The organism is Intrasporangium chromatireducens Q5-1, assembly GCF_000576575.1.
GTDB classification, from domain to species: domain Bacteria; phylum Actinomycetota; class Actinomycetes; order Actinomycetales; family Dermatophilaceae; genus Intrasporangium_A; species Intrasporangium_A chromatireducens.
Window position 1 is genome coordinate 1 of record NZ_AWQS01000079.1, and the last position, 16,886, is coordinate 16,886.

At 71.3% G+C, this 16,886-nt stretch carries 16 protein-coding genes; 3 read left to right on the plus strand and 13 right to left on the minus strand.

The features are described 5' to 3' along the window. Positions 1 to 132 precede the first annotated feature (132 nt). The 8 genes from pdxS to thrS all read right to left on the minus strand — a co-directional run bounded on the left by pdxS (position 133) and on the right by thrS (position 8,100). Positions 133 to 1,056 carry a pyridoxal 5'-phosphate synthase lyase subunit PdxS gene (gene pdxS / locus N864_RS11045; RefSeq protein ID WP_034716520.1) on the minus strand — a complete coding sequence of 308 codons (924 nt, stop codon included), beginning with the start codon at positions 1,054 to 1,056 and terminating at the stop codon, positions 133 to 135. A gap of 123 nt (positions 1,057 to 1,179) precedes the next feature. Then, entirely contained in the window at positions 1,180 to 1,731 is a 552-nt protein-coding gene (locus tag N864_RS11050) for a hypothetical protein (RefSeq protein ID WP_034716522.1), read from the minus strand. Next, the gene (locus tag N864_RS11055; protein ID WP_034716543.1) at positions 1,728 to 2,903 is read right to left on the minus strand and encodes a glycosyltransferase family 4 protein; all 1,176 of its coding nucleotides are present in this window, start codon (positions 2,901 to 2,903) and stop codon (positions 1,728 to 1,730) included. Before N864_RS11055 ends, N864_RS11050 begins: the two co-directional genes overlap by 4 nt. Before the next feature lie 10 nt (positions 2,904 to 2,913). After that, positions 2,914 to 3,885 (minus strand): phosphatidylinositol mannoside acyltransferase, encoded by a 972-nt coding sequence (locus N864_RS11060; protein WP_051518461.1) that lies wholly within the window; start codon positions 3,883 to 3,885, stop codon positions 2,914 to 2,916. Next, positions 3,882 to 4,505, minus strand: coding sequence for a phosphatidylinositol phosphate synthase (pgsA, locus tag N864_RS11065; protein WP_034716524.1), 624 nt, complete (start codon positions 4,503 to 4,505; stop codon positions 3,882 to 3,884). The genes N864_RS11060 and pgsA overlap by 4 nt, the downstream gene beginning before the upstream one ends. 12 nt (positions 4,506 to 4,517) lie before the next feature. Next, positions 4,518 to 5,096: an HIT family protein gene (locus tag N864_RS11070; protein WP_051518462.1), complete on the minus strand. Its 579-nt coding sequence runs from the start codon at positions 5,094 to 5,096 to the stop codon at positions 4,518 to 4,520. Positions 5,097 to 5,209: 113 nt separating this feature from the next. Continuing rightward, positions 5,210 to 5,881, minus strand: coding sequence for a phosphoribosyltransferase (locus N864_RS11075; protein WP_051518463.1), 672 nt, complete (start codon positions 5,879 to 5,881; stop codon positions 5,210 to 5,212). A 236-nt stretch (positions 5,882 to 6,117) separates the two neighbouring features. Next, a complete protein-coding gene (gene thrS / locus N864_RS11080) occupies positions 6,118 to 8,100 on the minus strand; it encodes a threonine--tRNA ligase (protein WP_034716526.1) in 1,983 nt (660 codons plus the stop codon). A 167-nt stretch (positions 8,101 to 8,267) separates the two neighbouring features. On the opposite strand from thrS, the gene N864_RS11085 reads away from it, so the two are divergent. Next, complete coding sequence (locus N864_RS11085) at positions 8,268 to 9,263, plus strand: hypothetical protein (protein ID WP_034716529.1); 996 nt, start codon at positions 8,268 to 8,270, stop codon at positions 9,261 to 9,263. 57 nt (positions 9,264 to 9,320) lie between these two features. On the opposite strand, the gene N864_RS11090 is transcribed toward N864_RS11085, so the two are convergent. Genes N864_RS11090 through N864_RS11100 form a run of 3 tightly spaced genes read right to left on the minus strand, consistent with a single transcriptional unit; the run spans position 9,321 to position 12,812 of the window. Continuing rightward, a complete protein-coding gene (locus N864_RS11090; protein WP_240474293.1) occupies positions 9,321 to 10,211 on the minus strand; it encodes a MaoC family dehydratase in 891 nt (296 codons plus the stop codon). Continuing rightward, positions 10,184 to 11,500, minus strand: a complete 1,317-nt coding sequence (locus tag N864_RS11095) for a 3-oxoacyl-ACP reductase (RefSeq protein WP_034716532.1) — start codon at positions 11,498 to 11,500, stop codon at positions 10,184 to 10,186. The genes N864_RS11090 and N864_RS11095 overlap by 28 nt, the downstream gene beginning before the upstream one ends. Before the next feature lies 1 nt (position 11,501). After that, positions 11,502 to 12,812, minus strand: a complete 1,311-nt coding sequence (locus N864_RS11100; protein WP_034716534.1) for an acetyl-CoA C-acetyltransferase — start codon at positions 12,810 to 12,812, stop codon at positions 11,502 to 11,504. A gap of 85 nt (positions 12,813 to 12,897) precedes the next feature. Between N864_RS11100 and N864_RS11105 the strand changes: the two genes are divergently transcribed. Both N864_RS11105 and N864_RS11110 read left to right on the plus strand, forming a co-directional pair. Further along, positions 12,898 to 13,599 carry a TetR/AcrR family transcriptional regulator gene (locus N864_RS11105; RefSeq protein ID WP_051518464.1) on the plus strand — a complete coding sequence of 234 codons (702 nt, stop codon included), beginning with the start codon at positions 12,898 to 12,900 and terminating at the stop codon, positions 13,597 to 13,599. A gap of 108 nt (positions 13,600 to 13,707) precedes the next feature. After that, positions 13,708 to 15,678, plus strand: a complete 1,971-nt coding sequence (locus tag N864_RS11110) for an acyl-CoA dehydrogenase family protein (RefSeq protein WP_081793713.1) — start codon at positions 13,708 to 13,710, stop codon at positions 15,676 to 15,678. A 24-nt stretch (positions 15,679 to 15,702) separates the two neighbouring features. On the opposite strand, the gene N864_RS11115 is transcribed toward N864_RS11110, so the two are convergent. Together N864_RS11115 and N864_RS11120 are read right to left on the minus strand one after the other, a co-directional pair. Beyond that, complete coding sequence (locus N864_RS11115) at positions 15,703 to 16,227, minus strand: flavin reductase family protein (protein ID WP_034716538.1); 525 nt, start codon at positions 16,225 to 16,227, stop codon at positions 15,703 to 15,705. Positions 16,228 to 16,234: 7 nt separating this feature from the next. Continuing rightward, entirely contained in the window at positions 16,235 to 16,711 is a 477-nt protein-coding gene (locus N864_RS11120; protein ID WP_034716541.1) for a hemerythrin domain-containing protein, read from the minus strand. Between the last annotated feature and the right edge of the window lie 175 nt (positions 16,712 to 16,886).

The following is a 16,886-nucleotide window of genomic DNA, read 5'->3' on the forward strand; positions in this document are numbered from 1 at the left end:
TTGCCCTGCGTCGACCGGTCAGTTGCCCTGCACGCCGGGGCCGCATAGCCGGCCCAGACGCAGGTATGCCGCTGAGCGGGGGCCCGCTCAGCGGCATACGGGGTGCGTGGTGGGCTCAGCCGACGCGTGAGGTCACCAGCCGCGCTCGGCGAGCCGGTGCGGCTGCGGGATCTCGTCGACGTTGATGCCGACCATGGCCTCGCCGAGGCCCCGCGAGACCTTGGCGATGACGTCGGGGTCGTCGTAGAAGGTCGTGGCCTTGACGATGGCCTCGGCGCGCTGGGCCGGGTTGCCCGACTTGAAGATGCCGGAGCCGACGAAGACGCCCTCGGCGCCGAGCTGCATCATCATGGCCGCGTCGGCGGGGGTCGCGATGCCACCGGCGGTGAACAGCACGACGGGCAGCTTGCCGGCCCGGGCCACCTCGGCGACGAGGTCGTAGGGAGCCTGCAGCTCCTTGGCCGCGACATACAGCTCGTCCTCGGGCAGGTTCTGCAGGCGGCGGATCTCGGCGCGGATCTGGCGCATGTGCGTCGTCGCGTTCGAGACGTCACCGGTGCCGGCCTCGCCCTTGGAGCGGATCATCGCGGCGCCCTCGGTGATCCGGCGCAGCGCCTCGCCGAGGTTGGTCGCGCCACAGACGAAGGGAACGGTGAAGGCCCACTTGTCGATGTGGTTGCTGTAGTCAGCCGGCGTGAGCACCTCGGACTCGTCGATGTAGTCGACGCCGAGGCTCTGCAGGACCTGCGCCTCGACGAAGTGGCCGATGCGGGCCTTGGCCATGACGGGGATCGAGACCGTGTTGATGATGCCGTCGATCATGTCCGGGTCGCTCATCCGGGAGACCCCGCCCTGGGCCCGGATGTCCGCCGGGACGCGTTCGAGCGCCATGACTGCGACGGCACCGGCGTCCTCGGCGATCTTCGCCTGCTCGGGGGTGACGACGTCCATGATGACGCCGCCCTTGAGCATCTCGGCCATGCCCCGCTTGACACGGGTCGTGCCGGTGCCCGTGTCGGACGCGGGCGTGGCGCCCGTCGTGCCAGTCGTGCTCACGGTCTCCTGCTTTCTCGTTGCGAAAGTTCGTCTGGGAACGCAGAAAGCGTACGGCCAGAACCTGCGAGTGTGGCGCGCTCGTCCATGTCGGGAGCGTTCCGGACCGTCGCCCGCGTGGTGCGCTCAGGGCTCGAGGCCGGGCGGGACCTCGTCGTTGAACTCGACGGTCCCCGGCATCGGCGTGTGGCCGGCGAGGTGGAACAGGCGCACGACGAGCTTGCGCCGGACCCGCCGCACGTCGGTGACGGCGTCGTTGTGGAAGCGACGGGCCAGCTGGACCCTCGTGCAGGCGGAGGAGAGCCGCTCGAGGTGGTCGACCCCGAGGGGGCCGGACTGGCGCAGGTCGTCGACCACCTCGGAGGTCAGCGCGAGGCTGAGCGCCTCGGTGAGGTCGCTCTCGACTGCCTCCCGGATCTCGCCGTCCTCGTCGGGGGTTTCGAGCGACTGCGCTGCCGCGCCCGCGAGGATCAGGGCTGTCGCGCCGTCGAGGAGGCCGCTGTTGGCCAGCTCGACGGACGCCTCGGCCCGGCGCACGAGCTGGGCGTCGAGGGCCGCCACCGTGCCGGTCAGCCGCACGTGGAGACGGTCGAGCCGCGCCGCTGTGTAGGTCAGGTACCAGGCGACGACGACGAGGACGAAGAGGACGGCGAAGACCCAGGTCAGCGTCTCGGTCATCGGCCCAGACCTCCACGCAGGAACCGGCTCCACCGGCTGGCCGGCTGGTTGAGCACCGCGCTGCGGCCCTCGATGACGGTCTCGTAGACCGCCATGATCTTCGCCGCGACGACGGACCAGTCGAAGTGCCGGGCGCGCTGGCGCCCCGCCTCGGCGAGGACCGCCCGCCGCTCGGGGTCGCGCAGCAGGGTGAGCAGCGCCTGGGCGAGGTGGGCCGGCTCCTCGTTGCGGAACAGCTCACCGGTCCGGCCGCCGTCGAGCACCCGGGAGAACGCGGACAGGTCGCTGGCGAGCACGCAGGAGCCCGCGGACATCGCCTCGATGAGGATGATCCCGAAGCTCTCGCCGCCGGTGTTCGGGGCGACGTAGACGTCGACCGACGCGAGCAGGGAGGCCTTGTCCTCGTCGGACACGGCGCCGAGGAACTCGCATGCCTCGGCGACGCCGGGCGGCATCCCCGCGGTGACCTGCTCGACCTCCCCCGGGCCTGCGACGAGGACGCGCAGGCCGGGGATCTCGCGCAGCACGTCGGGCAGGGCCGCGGCCAGGACCGGCAGACCCTTGCGCGGCTCGGCCATCCGCCCGAGGAAGGCGATCGTCGGCCGGTCCGGGGTGCCGAGCCACTCGGGACGCCGCGGCGCCCGGGCGAACCGGTCGACGTAGACGCCGTTGGGGATGACGACGGCGTCACCGCCGATGTGGGTCGTCACGGTCCGGCGGGCGTCCTCGCTGACGGCGATCCGCCCGGCGATCTTCTCCAGGCTGGGGCGCACGAGCGGGTAGGCCGTCTGCATCGTGCGCGACCGGACCATCGAGGTGTGGAACGTCGCGACGATCGGCCCGTCGGCGGCGAGCAGGGCCAGGACGCTGACGCTGGGTGTGACCGGCTCGTGCAGGTGCAGCACGTCGAACTCCCCGTGGTCGAGCCAGCGGCTGACCTTGCCGGCGGTCACCGGCCCGAAGTTCAGCCGCGCCACGGACCCGTTGTAGCGGACCGGGGTCGCCCGACCGGCCGACACGACGTAGTCGGGCAGCGCAGTGTCGCTGTCGGCCGGTGCCAGGACCGACACCTCATGGCCGTCGCCGATGAAGTACTCGGCCAGGTCGCGCACGTGGAACTGCACGCCCCCGGGCACGTCGAACGAGTACGGGCAGACGATGCCGATCCTCATGGCAGCGTCCTCACGTCGCGACTCGCCCGGCCGGCGCACGCACGGGGTCGAGGTCCTCGACGAAGACCCGCTGGAGCATGTGCCAGCTGCTCGTGTGCGTCCGGATCGTCGCGGCGAGGTGGTCTGCGCACTGCTGGACGAGGTCCTGCGCCTGCTCGGCCGTGCTGCCGTCGACCCGCGGCATGAGGCGGGGGCTCAGCTCGACGACGGTGCGGTAGCCACCGAGCCCCTCGCCGGGGGGTGCCTTCTCGTAGTGGACGCGAGCGGCATACAGCGGCGAGTCGGTCATGAGCGCGAGGAGCGCGGGGCCCTTCGCCATCCGTGCCCGGTGCCCGAGCAGGTCCACCTCGACCCCGTTCGCGGTCAGGTCGCGGTCGCTGGCGAGGGCGATGAGCCGCCCGCCGCGCTTGGCCGTGCGGAGCAGCTCGTGGAAGGGGTTCTCGGCGCCCTCGAGCGGGATGATGTCCATCTGGATGCTGTTGCGGAAGGCGACGAAGTCCTGGAAGACCTCCTCGGGCTTGAGCCGCTCGGCAACGGTTGTGACCGGCGCCAGGTTGCGGGCCGACCACGCGGCAGCCATGTCGAAGTTGCCCAGGTGCCCGACGAAGGCGATCGCGGTGCCACCCGCTCGGCAGGTGTCCCGCAGCGGCTCGTAGCCGCTGACGGTGGCGGCACGGTCGATCTGCCCGGGGCGCAGCGACGGCAGCCGGAACGCCTCGCAGTAGTAGCGCATGTAGGACCGCATCCCGTCGTGGACGAGGTCGTCGAGCTCGTCGGGCGTCAGCTCCGGTCGCACCCTGGCGTAGTTGCTGCGGAGCCGCTCGACGCCCTTGCCGCCGCGCAGCACCGCTGCGTCGGCGATGCGCTCGAAGAGTCCGTATGCCGCTCGCTCGGGCATCGCGCGGACGGCTGACCACCCGAGCCGGAACCCGAGCACGCTCACGCTGCCGGTGAGCCGTCCGCGGAGGGAGGCCCGGCTCAACTCGGGACCTCGCCGGCGGCGAGTGCCTGGCGGCGCACGGTCAGCATCCGCTGCACGACGGTGATGAAGCTGGCCACGGCGAGCAGGCCGAGGACGACCCCGAGCAGGACGGGCAGGTCGAGCACGTCGGCGAAGAAGGTGGCGACGAGAACGGCGACGAGCCGGTCGGCGCGCTCCGCGATGCCGACGTTGGCCGTGAAGTCGAGGCCCTCGGCCCGGGCCTTGGCGTACGAGACGACACTGCCGAGGATGAGACACGCGAGGGCGAGGCCCGCCATGACGGTGCTCTGCCCGCCCTGGCTGAAGTAGAGGACCAGGCCACCGAAGACGGCCGCGTCGCCGATCCGGTCCAGGGTCGAGTCGAGGTAGGCGCCCCACTTGCTCGACCGCCCGGACGCGCGGGCCATGATCCCGTCGACGGTGTCCGAGAAGACGAAGGCCGTGATGACGAGGACGCCGATCCACAGCTGTCCCCGGGGGAAGAAGACGAGCGCACCGGCACAGACGCCGAGGGTGCCGACGATCGTGACGACGTCCGGGCTGACCCCGAGCTTGAGCAGGACGTGCGCGATCGGGCTGAGCAACTTCGTGAACGTTGCCCGCAGGAGACGATTGAGCATGGTGTCGTCAGCCTACTGACCGGCGCTCGGCCAGCTGGCGACGATCTGGGCGCGCGTGTCCTCGAGCAGGACGGGCAGCGCCTTGGTCTGCCCCACGATCGGCAGGAAGTTCATGTCGCCCGCCCACCGGGGGACGACGTGCTGGTGCAGGTGCGCCGCGACGCCGGCTCCCGCGACGGCACCCTGGTTCATCCCGATGTTGAACCCGTGCGGCTCGGAGGCGGCCTCCAGCGCGTGCACCGCCTGCTTCGTCAAGCGGGTGAACTCGGTCGTCTCCTCGTCGCTGAGGTCGACGTAGCGCGACACGTGCCGGTAGGGGCAGACGAGGACATGACCGGGGTTGTAGGGGAACAGGTTCATCACGACGTAGCACAGCTCGCCGCGATGGACGATGAGCCCCTCGGCGTCGTCCTTGTCGGGGGCGGTGCAGAACGGGCACCCCTTGCCCGCCTCGTCGGTCGGCTTCTCGCCGGCGATGTAGGCCATCCGATGCGGCGTCCAGAGCCGCTGGAAGCCGTCGTTGACGTGGACGAGGTCGTCCACGTCCTCGATGCGCACCGAGGACGACGCCTCCCCGTTCTGGTCGGTCATGCCCGAGATCCTATGGGGTGCTCCCGCCCACGCTGACAGCGTGTCGATTCGCAGATCGACGGGTTCGCCGTGTTCAATGGTCACGGCCCTGCGGTGTGTGAGACCGCAGGGCCCTACTCGTTCTCGGGCCCGGGGGTGGTGCCCTCCCCGGCCCCGTGCGCCTGCTCGAGCACGCGTTCCACGTCCTCGTCGCTGGTCGGGTGGAAGTCGTCGTAGGCAGCGCCCACGGCGCGAAAGCTCCACGGCTTCTGCAGGCACACGACCTCGTCGGCCTCGGGCATCCGGCGCTCGATGTCGGGCGGCCCGACCGGCACGGCGACCACGACGCGGGCGGCGCCCAGGGCACGCGCGACGAGGGCGGCCACCCGAGCGGTCGCGCCGGTCGCGATCCCGTCATCGACGATGACCGCCGTGCGGCCGGTGAGCTCGACGCGCGGCCGGTCGCGGCGCAACCGGCGGAGGCGCGCCTCGAGCACGGCGCGCTCCTGCGACTCCACCTCGGCGACACGCTGCGCCTCGACCCGGCCCGCCCGGATGATCCGTTCGTCGAGGACCCGCACGCCGCCCTCACCGATGGCGCCCATGGCCAGCTCGGGCTGGCTGGGCACGCCCAGCTTGCGCACGACGATGACGTCGAGCGGGGCACCGAGCCGGCGCGCCACCTCTGCGGCGACGGGCACGCCGCCGCGGGGCAGGCCGAGCACCACGGGATCGTCGAGCGAGCGGTCCGCCAGCCACTCCCCCAGACGCTGGCCCGCGTCGACCCGGTCGCGGTAGACGTCCACGCGCCACCTCCTGCTCGCCGGACAAGCAGACGGCCCTACGGGTGTGAGAGCCGCAGGGCCGGTGCCAAGTAGGAAGGTGAAGGCCCGGGAAGTATGAGTTCCCGGGCCTTCTGTTCCTCATTCGCCGAAGCGATTGAGGAAGCCGATCCGCCGAAGCGGTTCGGTAGGTCTGATTCAACCCCTCTTCGTGCCGGAGCGCAAGAGGTTCCGCGGAATTCGCTGCGCCGGCCGCGCGCTCAGACCTGGGCCCGCGACTCGATCGCCTCGAGGATCTCCACGATGGCGTCGTCGATCGGCACCCCGTTCTTCTGGGACCCGTCCCGGAACCGGAACGACACGGCACCGGCGGCGCGGTCGTCCTCACCGGCGATGAGGACGAAGGGCACCTTCGACTTGGACGCGTTGCGGATCTTCTTCGGGAACCGGTCGTCGCTCGCGTCGAGCTCGACACGCACCCCCTTGCGGCGCAGCCGGTCGAGCACCCCGCTCAGGTGGTCGGCGTACTCGTCGGCGACCGGGACGCCGAGCACCTGCACCGGCGAGAGCCAGACCGGGAAGGCCCCCGCGTAGTGCTCGACGAGGACCCCGAGGAAGCGCTCGATCGAGCCGAACTTCGCCGAGTGGATCATGACCGGCTCCTGCCGGGAGCCGTCGGCCGCCTGGTACTCCAGCCCGAAGCGCTCCGGCTGGTTGAAGTCGTACTGAATCGTCGACATCTGCCAGGTCCGCCCGATCGCGTCCCTCGCCTGGACCGAGATCTTGGGGCCGTAGTAGGCGGCGCCGCCCGGGTCGGGGACGAGCTCGAGGCCCGTCTCGGTCGCGACCTGTTCGAGCACGCGGGTTGCGTCCTCCCACTGCTCGTCGGAGCCGATGAACTTGTCCTTCTTGTCGCCCTCCGTGTCGCGGGTGGACAGCTCGAGATAGAAGTCGTTCAGGCCGAAGTCGCGCAGCAGGGACAGGACGAAGTCGAGCAGGTGCCGGACCTCGCCCGGAGCCTGCTCCCTCGTGACGTAGGAGTGCGAGTCGTCCTGCGTCATCCCCCGCACCCGGGTGAGGCCGTGGACGACCCCGGACTTCTCGTAGCGGTAGACCGAGCCGAACTCGAAGAAGCGCAACGGCAGCTCACGGTAGGAACGCTGCCGCGACTTGTAGATCAGGTTGTGCATCGGGCAGTTCATCGCCTTGAGGCGGTACTCGGCGCCCTCCATCTCCATGGGCGGGAACATCGTGTCGGCGTAGTAGGGCAGGTGCCCGGAGGTGTGGAACAGCCCGTCCTTGCTGATGTGCGGCGTGCCGACGTACTGGAAGCCCTCCTCGATGTGCCGGCGCCGGACGTAGTCCTCCATCTCGCGCTTGATGACGCCACCCTTGGGGTGGAAGACGGCGAGGCCCGAGCCGAGCTCGTCGGGGAAGGAGTAGAGGTCGAGCTCCGCGCCGAGCTTGCGGTGGTCGCGCCGCTCCGCCTCGGCCAGGCGGTCGAGGTAGGCCTTGAGCTCGTCCTTGGTGGGCCAGGCGGTGCCGTAGATGCGCTGCAGCTGCGGGTTCTTCTCCGACCCGCGCCAGTAGGCGCCGCCCGAGCGCATCAGCTTGAAGGCGTTGCCGATCAGCTTGGTGCTCGGGATGTGCGGGCCTCGACAGAGATCGCCCCAGGCGCGCGTGCCGTCGCGGCGGAGGTTGTCGTAGATCGTCAGCTCGCCGGCCCCGACCTCGACGCCGGCGCCCTCGGCCGCCTCGCCGGCACCGCCCTTGAGGCCCACGAGCTCGCACTTGTAGGGCTCGTGGGCCAGCTCGCGCAGGGCCTCGTCGTCGGTCACGACCCGGCGCTGGAAGGTCTGGCCCTCGTTGACGATCTTCTGCATCGCCTTCTCGAGGGCCTTGAGGTCCTCCGGCTGGAACGGCTCGTCGACGTCGAAGTCGTAGTAGAACCCGTCCCGGATCGGTGGTCCGATGCCGAGCTTGGCGTCGGGGTTGACCTGCTGGACCGCCTGGGCGAGGACGTGGGCGGTCGAGTGGCGCAGGACGGCCAGGCCGTCCTCGCTGTCCACGGTCACCGGCTCGACGACGTCACCGTCGGCCAGCACGTGGAACAGGTCGCGCAGCGTGCCGTTGACCCGTGCCACGACGACGTCGCGCTGTCCCTCGAAGAGCTCGCCGGCCGTCGTCTGCTCCGCGACCGATCGCTCGCTTCCGGCGACGGTGACGGTGATCTGTGCAGACACGGGTGTGGCTCCTTGGATGGGGAGGATGGGGTATGCCGCTCAGCGCGGCACCGCCCCAGCGTAGCCACTGCGCGTGGCGCGCCGCGAAGCCGTTCCAGCGGCGGTTACCCTGCTGGGTGACCCGTCCGCGCGGGTCGCTGTTGTTTCTCGGGTTGTGGAGGTCCTGCATGGGACGTCGAACGGCAGTCTTCGCGACGGCTCTGCTGACCGGCCTCCTTGCCGGCGGCTGTGGCGGCGGGCCGGCAGCCACACCACAGGCCCACCCGTCAGTGGCCTCGCCGGCCCCCACCGCCCCGACGGGCTCCGCCGCGCCGGGCTCCCCGGCCCCGACCGCGTCCGGCACTTCACGTCCCGCCCCCGCGGGTCAGCTGCAGCTGCCGAGAGGTGGGCGCACGATCTTCCCCCACTACCGTCTCGTCGGCTTTGCCGGGCGCCCCGGGTCGACGGCCCTGGGCCGGCTCGGGGTCGGCCGGCTCGACGACCGCGCCCGCGAGATCGAACAGGTCGCCCGGCCCTACGCCGGCGGCCGCACCGTGCTGCCGGTCCTCGAGCTGATCGCGACGGTCGTGCAGGGCAACCCGGGCCCGGACCGGATGTACCGGACCAGGTCCTCGGACGCCCTCATCGCGCGGCACCTGGCCGCCGCACGCAAGGTCAAGGGCATCCTGCTGCTCAACATCCAGCCGGGTCGCTCCGACTTCCTCACCGAGGTGAAGGCGTATGCCACGTGGCTCGAGCAGCCGGACGTCGGCGTCGCGCTCGACCCGGAGTGGTCGATGGGTCCCGGCGAGGTGCCGATGAAGGTCTTCGGCCACACGACGGGCGCCCAGATCGACGCCGTGGCGCGCTACCTCTCCACCGTGGTCAAGCGGGGCGACCTGCCCGAGAAGGTCCTCGTCTTCCACCAGCTGGCGCCCTCGGTCGTGCGGGGCGAGAACGCCATCCGCAGCCACCCGGGTGTGGTGGTCGTCAAGTCGGTCGACGGGATCGGCAACCGGGCGATGAAGCAGGAGACCTACGTCAAGCTCACCCGACGCCTCCCGAGCGCGGTCCACGCCGGCTTCAAGCTCTTCTACGACGAGGACAGCCGCGTCGGCAGGCTGATGACCCCGGCCCAGGTCCTGGGGCTGCGGCCGCAGCCCGAGTACGTCCTCTACGAGTGAGCCAAGGTGCGAGGACCCGACCGAGCGCCAGCGAGGGAGCCCCGCGCCCCGTCACGGTCACCAGGTGTGCTCTAGCACCGCGTGGTCGAGGTCGCGCTTGACCCCCTCGAGGAGCGAGAGCATCCGGTGGTGCTCGAAGGCCGTGCGCAGTCGCACCGTGGAGGGCAGCCGGATCGGCTTGCGGAACCACACGTGGCTCGTCACCCCCGACTGCGGCAGGCGCGGTTGCAGCGCCGCGACGCACCGGGAGTAGGAGTACATGCCATGGGCGATCGCGGTCGGGAACCCGAGCGGCTTGGCCAGGATGGGGTGGACATGGATCGGGTTCCAGTCCCCGCCGATTCCGGCGAACATGCGACCCGTCCGCTCGCCGAAGCGCCACGTCGGTCCCGAGCGGACGCTCTCGAGCGCGTCGAGCGTCGGCGGCTCGGAGGCGACCGCCTCGGGATGTTCGGCGCCCCGGGCGAGGTAGGTGCTCACGCCTCGCCACGCCGTCTGGTCGCCGCTGCTCACCTCGGTCACGAGGTCGACCTGACGGCCCTTGGGGTGCAGCCGGAGGTTCTCGGCGTGCACGGCGACGTCGAGGGGGTCGGCGAGCGTCAGTGGCTTGCTGACCGTGATGACGTTCTCGACGTGGATCGACCCGACGAGGGGGAACGGGAAGTCGTGCTGGCTCATCACGACCATCTGCAGGGGGAACCCGAGCAGGTGCGGGTACGGCAGCGGCAGGCGCTCGGACAGCGTGAACTGGCAGGCCCGGGCATACCGCGCCAGGTTGTCCGGGTCCACGGTGACTCCCCGACGGACCACCCGCAGGTCGGGCAGCCCGTCGTGACCGGCCGCCCTCTTGAGGGCTGCGGTCGCATAGATCCGTCGCAGGTCTGGGGGTCCTTCGAGGACGAGCTCGCGTGTCATCGTCGTCAGGCCCCCAGCATGCTCTGTCCGCACACGCGGACCACCTGGCCGTTGACCGCCGCGGAGCCTGGTTGCACGAGCCACGCGATGGTCTCGGCGACGTCCCGCGGCGTGCCGCCCTGCTGCAGTGAGTTCATCCGTCGCCCGATCTCCCTCGTGGCGAAGGGGATCCGGGCGGTCATCTCAGTCTCGATGAACCCGGGCGCGACGCCGTTGACGGTGATGGACCGCTCGGTGACGTCCTCGGCCGTCGCCGTGACGAGGCCGATGACCCCTGCCTTGCTCGCCGCATAGTTGGTCTGCCCGCGGTTGCCGGCGATGCCGGCCATGGAGGACAGGCACACCATCCGCCCGCCGCCACCGAGACCATCCGGTCCGAGGAGGGCTTCGTTCATGCGCAGGATGGAGCGCAGGTTGACGTCCATGACGCTGTCCCACCGGGAGTCGTCCATGTTGACGAAGAGCTTGTCGCGCGTGATCCCGGCATTGTGCACCACGATGTCGATGCCACCGTGCCGTGACCTCGCGTGCTCGACGATCGCCGCGCCGGCCTCGGGGGCGGTGACGTCGAGCAGGAGCGCCGTGCCGTGGACCTCGTTGGCGACCCGCGCGAGGGCCTCGCCGGCCGCCGGGACGTCGACGGCGATGACCGTCGCTCCGTCTCGGGCCAGCACTCGGGCGATCTCGGCACCGATGCCGCGCGCCGCCCCGGTGACGACCGCGACCTTGCCGTCGAGCGGCCGCTCCTCGTTCGGGTTGCCCCCTCGCGTGGCGTCGACCCGGACGACCTGACCGTCGACGTAGGCGGACCGGCCGGAGAGGAAGAAGCCGACGGCGGACCGCAGCCCGTCCGAGGCCTCGCCGCCCACGAGCACGTGGTTGGCCGTCGCTCCGGCGCGGAGCTCCTTGCCGAGGGAGCGGACGAAGCCCTCGAGCGCCCGCTGGGTGGCGACGTGGGCCGGGTCCTCAAGGGTCGCTGGGTCGGTCCCGACGACGACGACGCGGCCGTTGGTCCGCAGCTTCTTCACCGCCGGGGCGAGGCTCTTGAGCAACCCGAGCTGACCGGGGTCGGTCGCGTCACTGAGGTCGACCACGACGGCGCCGAGCCGGTCGGTGGCAGCGTCGCTCGTCTCGGCGAGCGCCAGTCCGGCCGCGCCGAGCCACTGGCGCAGCGGAGCGACATACGGGCCGGTCCCGGCCACCAGGACCGGGCCCTCGCACAGCGGGCCACCGGGCTCGTAGCGGCGCAGCCGGGTCGGCTGGGGCACGCCCGCCTTCTTCGCGAGTGGCGAGGTGATGAGCGTCGTGAACAGGTCTGGCATCTCAGGCCTCCAGGATGGCGGTCACGCCCTGCCCACCGGCAGCGCAGATGGAGATCAGTCCGCGCACCGTCCGGCCGGGGTCCTGCTGCTTCTTCTCGTGGAGCAGCTTGGCGAGCGTCGCGACGATGCGGCCGCCGGTGGCGGCGAAGGGGTGCCCGGTCGCGAGCGACGAGCCGGTCACGTTGAGGCGCGCCCGGTCGATCGAGCCGAGTGGCGCGTCGAGCCCGAGCCGTTCCTTGCTGAAGCGCGGGTCCTCCCAAGCCTTGAGCAGGGCGAGCACCGTCGCCGCGAAGGCCTCGTGGATCTCGTAGAAGTCGAAGTCCTGCAGGGTCAAGCCGTTTCGCGCCAGCAGACGCGGCACCGCATAGGCAGGGGCCATGAGCAGCCCCTCGTGGCCGTGGACGTAGTCGACGGCTGCGGTCTCGGCGTCGACGAACCACGCCAGGGGGCTGAGCCGGTGCTCGGCAGCCCACTCCTCACTGGCCAGCAGCACCGCGGAGGCGCCGTCGGTCAGCGGCGTGGAGTTGCCGGCGGTCATGGTGGCGTCGGGGCCGCGTCCGAAGACGGTGCGCAGCTTGCCCAGCTGCTCGACGGTGGAGTCCGGGCGCAGGTTGTTGTCCCGAGTCACGCCGAGGTAAGGGGTGACGAGGTCGTCGAAGAAGCCGCGGTCGTAGGCCGCCGCCAAGTGTCGGTGGCTCGCCGCAGCGAGCTCGTCCTGCTCCGCGCGCGTCACTCCCCATTCCTCCGCGGTCAGGGCCATGTGCTCCCCCATCGACAGGCCGGTGCGCGGCTCGACGTTCTGCGGGATCGCGGGCACCAGGTCGGCGGGTCGCAGCGAGGCGAGGGCTTTCAGGCGGTCCGGCAGCGTCTTGGCGCGGTTGGCTGCGAGGAGGGTCTGGCGCAGTCCCTCCGACACGGCGATCGGCGCGTCGCTCGCGGTGTCGGTGCCGCCGGCGATGCCCGCCTCGACCTGGCCGAGGGCGATCTTGTTGGCGACGAGGATCGCAGCCTCGAGCCCGGTGCCGCACGCCTGCTGGACGTCGTAGGCGGGGGTGTGCGGGTCGAGCTGGCTGCCGAGCACGCTCTCGCGGGTGAGGTTGAAGTCACGGCTGTGCTTGAGCACGGCCCCGGCCACGACCTCGCCCATTCGCTCCCCCGCGAGGCCGAAGCGGGCGACCAGCCCGTCGAGCGTCGCCGTCAGCATGTCCTGGTTCGAGGCGCGTGCGTAGGCGCCGTGCGCCCGTGCAAAGGGGATCCGGTTGCCGCCGAGGATGGCGGCGCGTCGCACCGGGCGGGGACTGGTCTGCGGCATGGGAGCTCCTGACGGCCTGAGGGGAAGAAACGGTAACCGATACTCACGGTAGCCGATACAAACAGTGCCTGCTACGTTCGGTGCCATGACCCTCCCCGCCCCTGCCGACCCCGAGTCGGGCTCCGGGCCTGCCTCCGGCCGGTCTCGCGACGGACGGGACACACGGTGGGAGCAGCACCGAGAACAGCGCCGCACCGAGCTCGTCGACGCCACGATCCGCGCGATCCGGGCCCACGGCGCAGGAGTCGGCATGGACGACATCGCCAGCCAGGCCGGCACGAGCAAGACGGTGATCTACCGGCACTTCGGCGACAAGGCGGGCCTCTACCGGGCCGTCGCCGACCGGATCGACCAGCGCGTCTACCGCCATGTCGCGGCCGCCCTGTCCGCGGCCGGCCCGTCGGGCGACCTGCGCCTCGTGGTTGCCTCGACGGTGGAGGCCTACCTGTCCCTCGTCGAGTCCGACGCCGAGGTGTACCGGTTCGTGGTGAACCGGCCGCTCGTGGACCGTCCCCTGGCGGAAGACCCCGTGGAGGCGACGACGAACCGCGTCGCCGACCTGCTCCTGGCGACCGTGACGCTCGCCGGCGACCCCCGCCGTGCCCGCCTGCGGGCCATCGCGCTCGTCGGCTCGGTCCAGGCCGTCGCCAACGACTGGCTCTCGTCCCCGAGCCGCCTGCCCCGCGGCGATGTCGTTGAGGTGCTGACCGATCTCGCCTGGCGCGGGCTCGGAGCGATGCTCTCCGAGCCCGCCGCGCCAGAGCGACCTCGGGGTCCCACCACCTGAGCCCCTCCCGGACCGCAGCCCGTGCGACCACGCCCCCTGATACCGCAGACCCCAGAGACCGCAGACCCCCAGAGCTCGCAGCCACCTGAGACCCCAGCGGAGGATCCGATGTCCGTTCCAGCCACTTCACCCGAGGCCGCCCGAGAGCCGGAGCCCGTGGCCGATCCCGTGGTCGACGACCTGCGGGCGTTCCTCGACGGCTCGCGGGCCGAGGTGCGCGACGAGTGCCGCAACCTCGAGCCGGAGCTCTTCGGCACGCCCCCTGAACCGCTCGATGTCGACGCGCACCGCGCCAGGGTTCGTCGGCAGCTGGCCCGCCTCGCCGAGACCCCTTGGCCGGCAGGCGGCTTCCCGGTGGAGCAGGGCGGCACCGCGCGCTTCGCCGACTCGGTCACGGCGCTCGAGATGCTCGGCCACGCCGACCTGTCGCTGCTCGTCAAGGCCGGCGTGCAGTGGGGCCTGTTCGGTGGAGCGGTCTCCCTCCTCGGTACCGACCGGCACCACGCCCTCCTGCCGGAGATCATTGCCGGGCGCCTCCTCGGCTGCTTCGCCATGACGGAGACGGGCCACGGCAGCGACGTGCAGGGTCTGCTCACCACGGCCACGTTCGACCCGGCAACGGACGAGATCGTCGTGCACTCCCCCGCCCCGGCCGCCCGCAAGGACTACATCGGCGGGGCCGCCCACGACGCGACCGTTGCGGCCGTCTTTGCCCAGCTCATCGTCGACGACGAGAATCACGGAGTGCACTGTGTCCTCGTGCCGATCCGGGACGCAGCCGGCCGACCGGAGCCGGGGGTCACGGTGAGCGACTGCGGCCCGAAGCTTGGCCTCAACGGCGTCGACAACGGCAGACTCCTCTTCGACCACGTCCGGGTGCCGCGCACGAACCTGCTGGGCCGATACGGCGACATCGACGACGACGGCCGCTATCGCAGCCCCATCGCGAGCCCTGGCCGACGGTTCTTCACCATGCTGGGCGCCCTGATCCGGGGCCGGATCAGCGTCGGAGGCGCCGCCGGCGCGGCGGCCCGCAGCGCCCTGGCGCTCGCCGTGCGCTACGGCGACGAGCGCACACAGTTCGCCAAGCCGAACAGCGACGAGGAGGTCCGCCTGCTCGACTACCGGACCTACCAGCGCCGACTGCTGCCCCGCGTCGCCGAGAGCTACGCCCTCGCCTTCGCCCAGAGCGAGCTCGTGTCGGCGATGGACGACGTGCTGAGCGGACGCGCCGCGACCGAGCAGGACCAGCGCCAGCTCGAGGCCCGCGCGGCGGGAATCAAGGCCCTGATGACGTGGCACGCCACGGAGACGATCCAGGAGTGTCGGGAGGCCTGCGGCGGCGCCGGCTACATGTGGGCGAACCGGCTGGCCTCCCTGAAGGCCGACACCGACATCTTCACCACGTTCGAGGGCGACAACACGGTCCTGCTCCAGCTCGTCGCCAAGGGCTTGCTCGGGGACTACCAGGAGACGTTCGGCGACCTCGACACTCTCGGCATCATTCGCTTCGGGGCGCGGCTGGCGACGGGCACGGTGCTCGAGCGCTCCGCGATGCGCGGCCTCGCACAGAAGATCATCGACGCCACTCCCGGCCGGCCGGACGAGCCGCCGTTCACGACGCGCGGCGCTCAGCTGCGCCTCGTCCGCGAGCGCGAGGAGCACCTGGTCGAGACGCTGGCGATTCGCCTGCGACGGGTCAGTGAGTCGCACGCCGACGCCTTCGACGCGTTCAACCGCTGCCAGGACCACCTCGTCGAGACCGCCCGGGCCCACATCGAACGGGTCGTCCTCGAGGCCTTCGCGGCCGCGGTCGAGACGGCACCTGCCGGCGAGGCCCGGGTGCTCCTCGACCGGCTCTGCGACCTGCACGCCCTGTCGACGATCGAGCGGCACAAGGCGTGGTACCTCGAGCATGACCGGATGAGCCCGGCGCGGACCAAGGCCCTGACGGCCCGGGTCAACGAGCTGTGCGAGCAGCTGCGACCCGATGCTCGGCGGCTGGTCGATGCCTACGGCATCCCGGCTGCGTGGCTCACGACCGAGATGATGAGCGACCACGCCGCGGGCTACTGGTGACGAGGCCAGCCCACCGCCCCCGTGTCAGTCGGCCGGGCGCTGGTAGCGACCTCGACGATGCACCAGCGGGTCCTGCTCCTCGCCGATGAGCACCGTCTCGACGACGGTGTCGACCAGGTCCGACCACCCCACCGCGCGCTGAGCGGCGTCGGGGCTGAGCCGCACGCCGGCCCACGCGGACGCCGTCGTGAGCACCGGACCCCACTCGGTCTGCGCCCAGGTCCCCCGACGGAAGGCGCCGCCCGGGGCCGGGAACATCCCGGCGAAGACGTCCGCGAGCTCCCGGTCACGCCACTCGAGCAGCTGGACGACCGCCGTTCCGGTCTCGAGCACCCGTTCCAGCAGCTCCGACTCCGGGTGGAGCAGCCCGACGATGTGCGCGGGGTCGCCCGGCGACACGAGGTAGGACGAGACGGTCAGGCCCGCGCGCTCGGCGCCGGTGCCCGAGGTCCAGAGCGACACGGTCCCGCCGACACGGCCCCGCAACCTGCGGACGGGGTCACGCTCGGCCTCGGCGGGGACGAACGGGTGCTCCGAGTGGATCGTCATCACAGGGTCAGCCGTTGGCCGCCTGCGCGCACACCCAGCCATCGGGCATGGTGCCGGAGTCGATGAAGTCGCGGACCGCGTCCTTGTCCGAGTCGGTCAGCAGCGCGTCCGCCTGGGGGTAGATGATCGGCTCCTCCTTGTCGTTGTGCACCTGGAGCTCGTGGAGCAGCTGCTGGCACCGGTCCGGCACCGAGTCCGCCGCCGTTCCACTGCCGACCTCGAGGTTCACCGCATCGAGGGTCCGCCAGATCTGACCGTGCTCACGCTCCATGACGAGGATGGGCGCGAGCATCCCCTTGGCGCGCAGCGGCGGGAAGATGAAGGCTTCCTCGATGTAGATGTGCCGTTGGAGCAGGCTGGTCGCCCGGCCCAGGTCGGCGTGCCTGACATCGCCCTCGCGAAGGCCCTGCACGAAGTCCGCAATCGCCTCGTCGACCTCGTGGTGCTCGCGCTCCATCAGCGCCGTCAGCGTGCTGTCGTCCATGTCATCGCCTCCTGCGAGGCAGTCTATTGGGCCCAACACATGACCTGCCCGACCGCCAACCGTCACCCCCCGGCGTCGACGGGATGAGCGAGGACCGGAGAACTGCACGCTCGATCAGGACTAGCGCACGCTCGATGAGGATTCGTGCACTGTCGATCAGGACTAGCGCACTGTC

Bases quoted from the DNA above. Each gene is read 5' to 3' on its own strand.
- N864_RS11050 (WP_034716522.1), bottom strand. From the start codon at position 1,731: ATGACCGAGACGCTGACCTGGGTCTTCGCCGTCCTCTTCGTCCTCGTC.
- N864_RS11055 (WP_034716543.1), bottom strand. From the start codon at position 2,903: ATGAGGATCGGCATCGTCTGCCCGTACTCGTTCGACGTGCCCGGGGGC.
- pgsA (WP_034716524.1), bottom strand. From the start codon at position 4,505: ATGCTCAATCGTCTCCTGCGGGCAACGTTCACGAAGTTGCTCAGCCCG.
- N864_RS11070 (WP_051518462.1), bottom strand. From the start codon at position 5,096: ATGACCGACCAGAACGGGGAGGCGTCGTCCTCGGTGCGCATCGAGGAC.
- N864_RS11085 (WP_034716529.1), top strand. From the start codon at position 8,268: ATGGGACGTCGAACGGCAGTCTTCGCGACGGCTCTGCTGACCGGCCTC.
- N864_RS11095 (WP_034716532.1), bottom strand. From the start codon at position 11,500: ATGCCAGACCTGTTCACGACGCTCATCACCTCGCCACTCGCGAAGAAG.
- N864_RS11100 (WP_034716534.1), bottom strand. From the start codon at position 12,812: ATGCCGCAGACCAGTCCCCGCCCGGTGCGACGCGCCGCCATCCTCGGC.
- N864_RS11105 (WP_051518464.1), top strand. From the start codon at position 12,898: ATGACCCTCCCCGCCCCTGCCGACCCCGAGTCGGGCTCCGGGCCTGCC.
- N864_RS11110 (WP_081793713.1), top strand. From the start codon at position 13,708: ATGTCCGTTCCAGCCACTTCACCCGAGGCCGCCCGAGAGCCGGAGCCC.
- N864_RS11115 (WP_034716538.1), bottom strand. From the start codon at position 16,227: ATGACGATCCACTCGGAGCACCCGTTCGTCCCCGCCGAGGCCGAGCGT.
- N864_RS11120 (WP_034716541.1), bottom strand. From the start codon at position 16,711: ATGGACGACAGCACGCTGACGGCGCTGATGGAGCGCGAGCACCACGAG.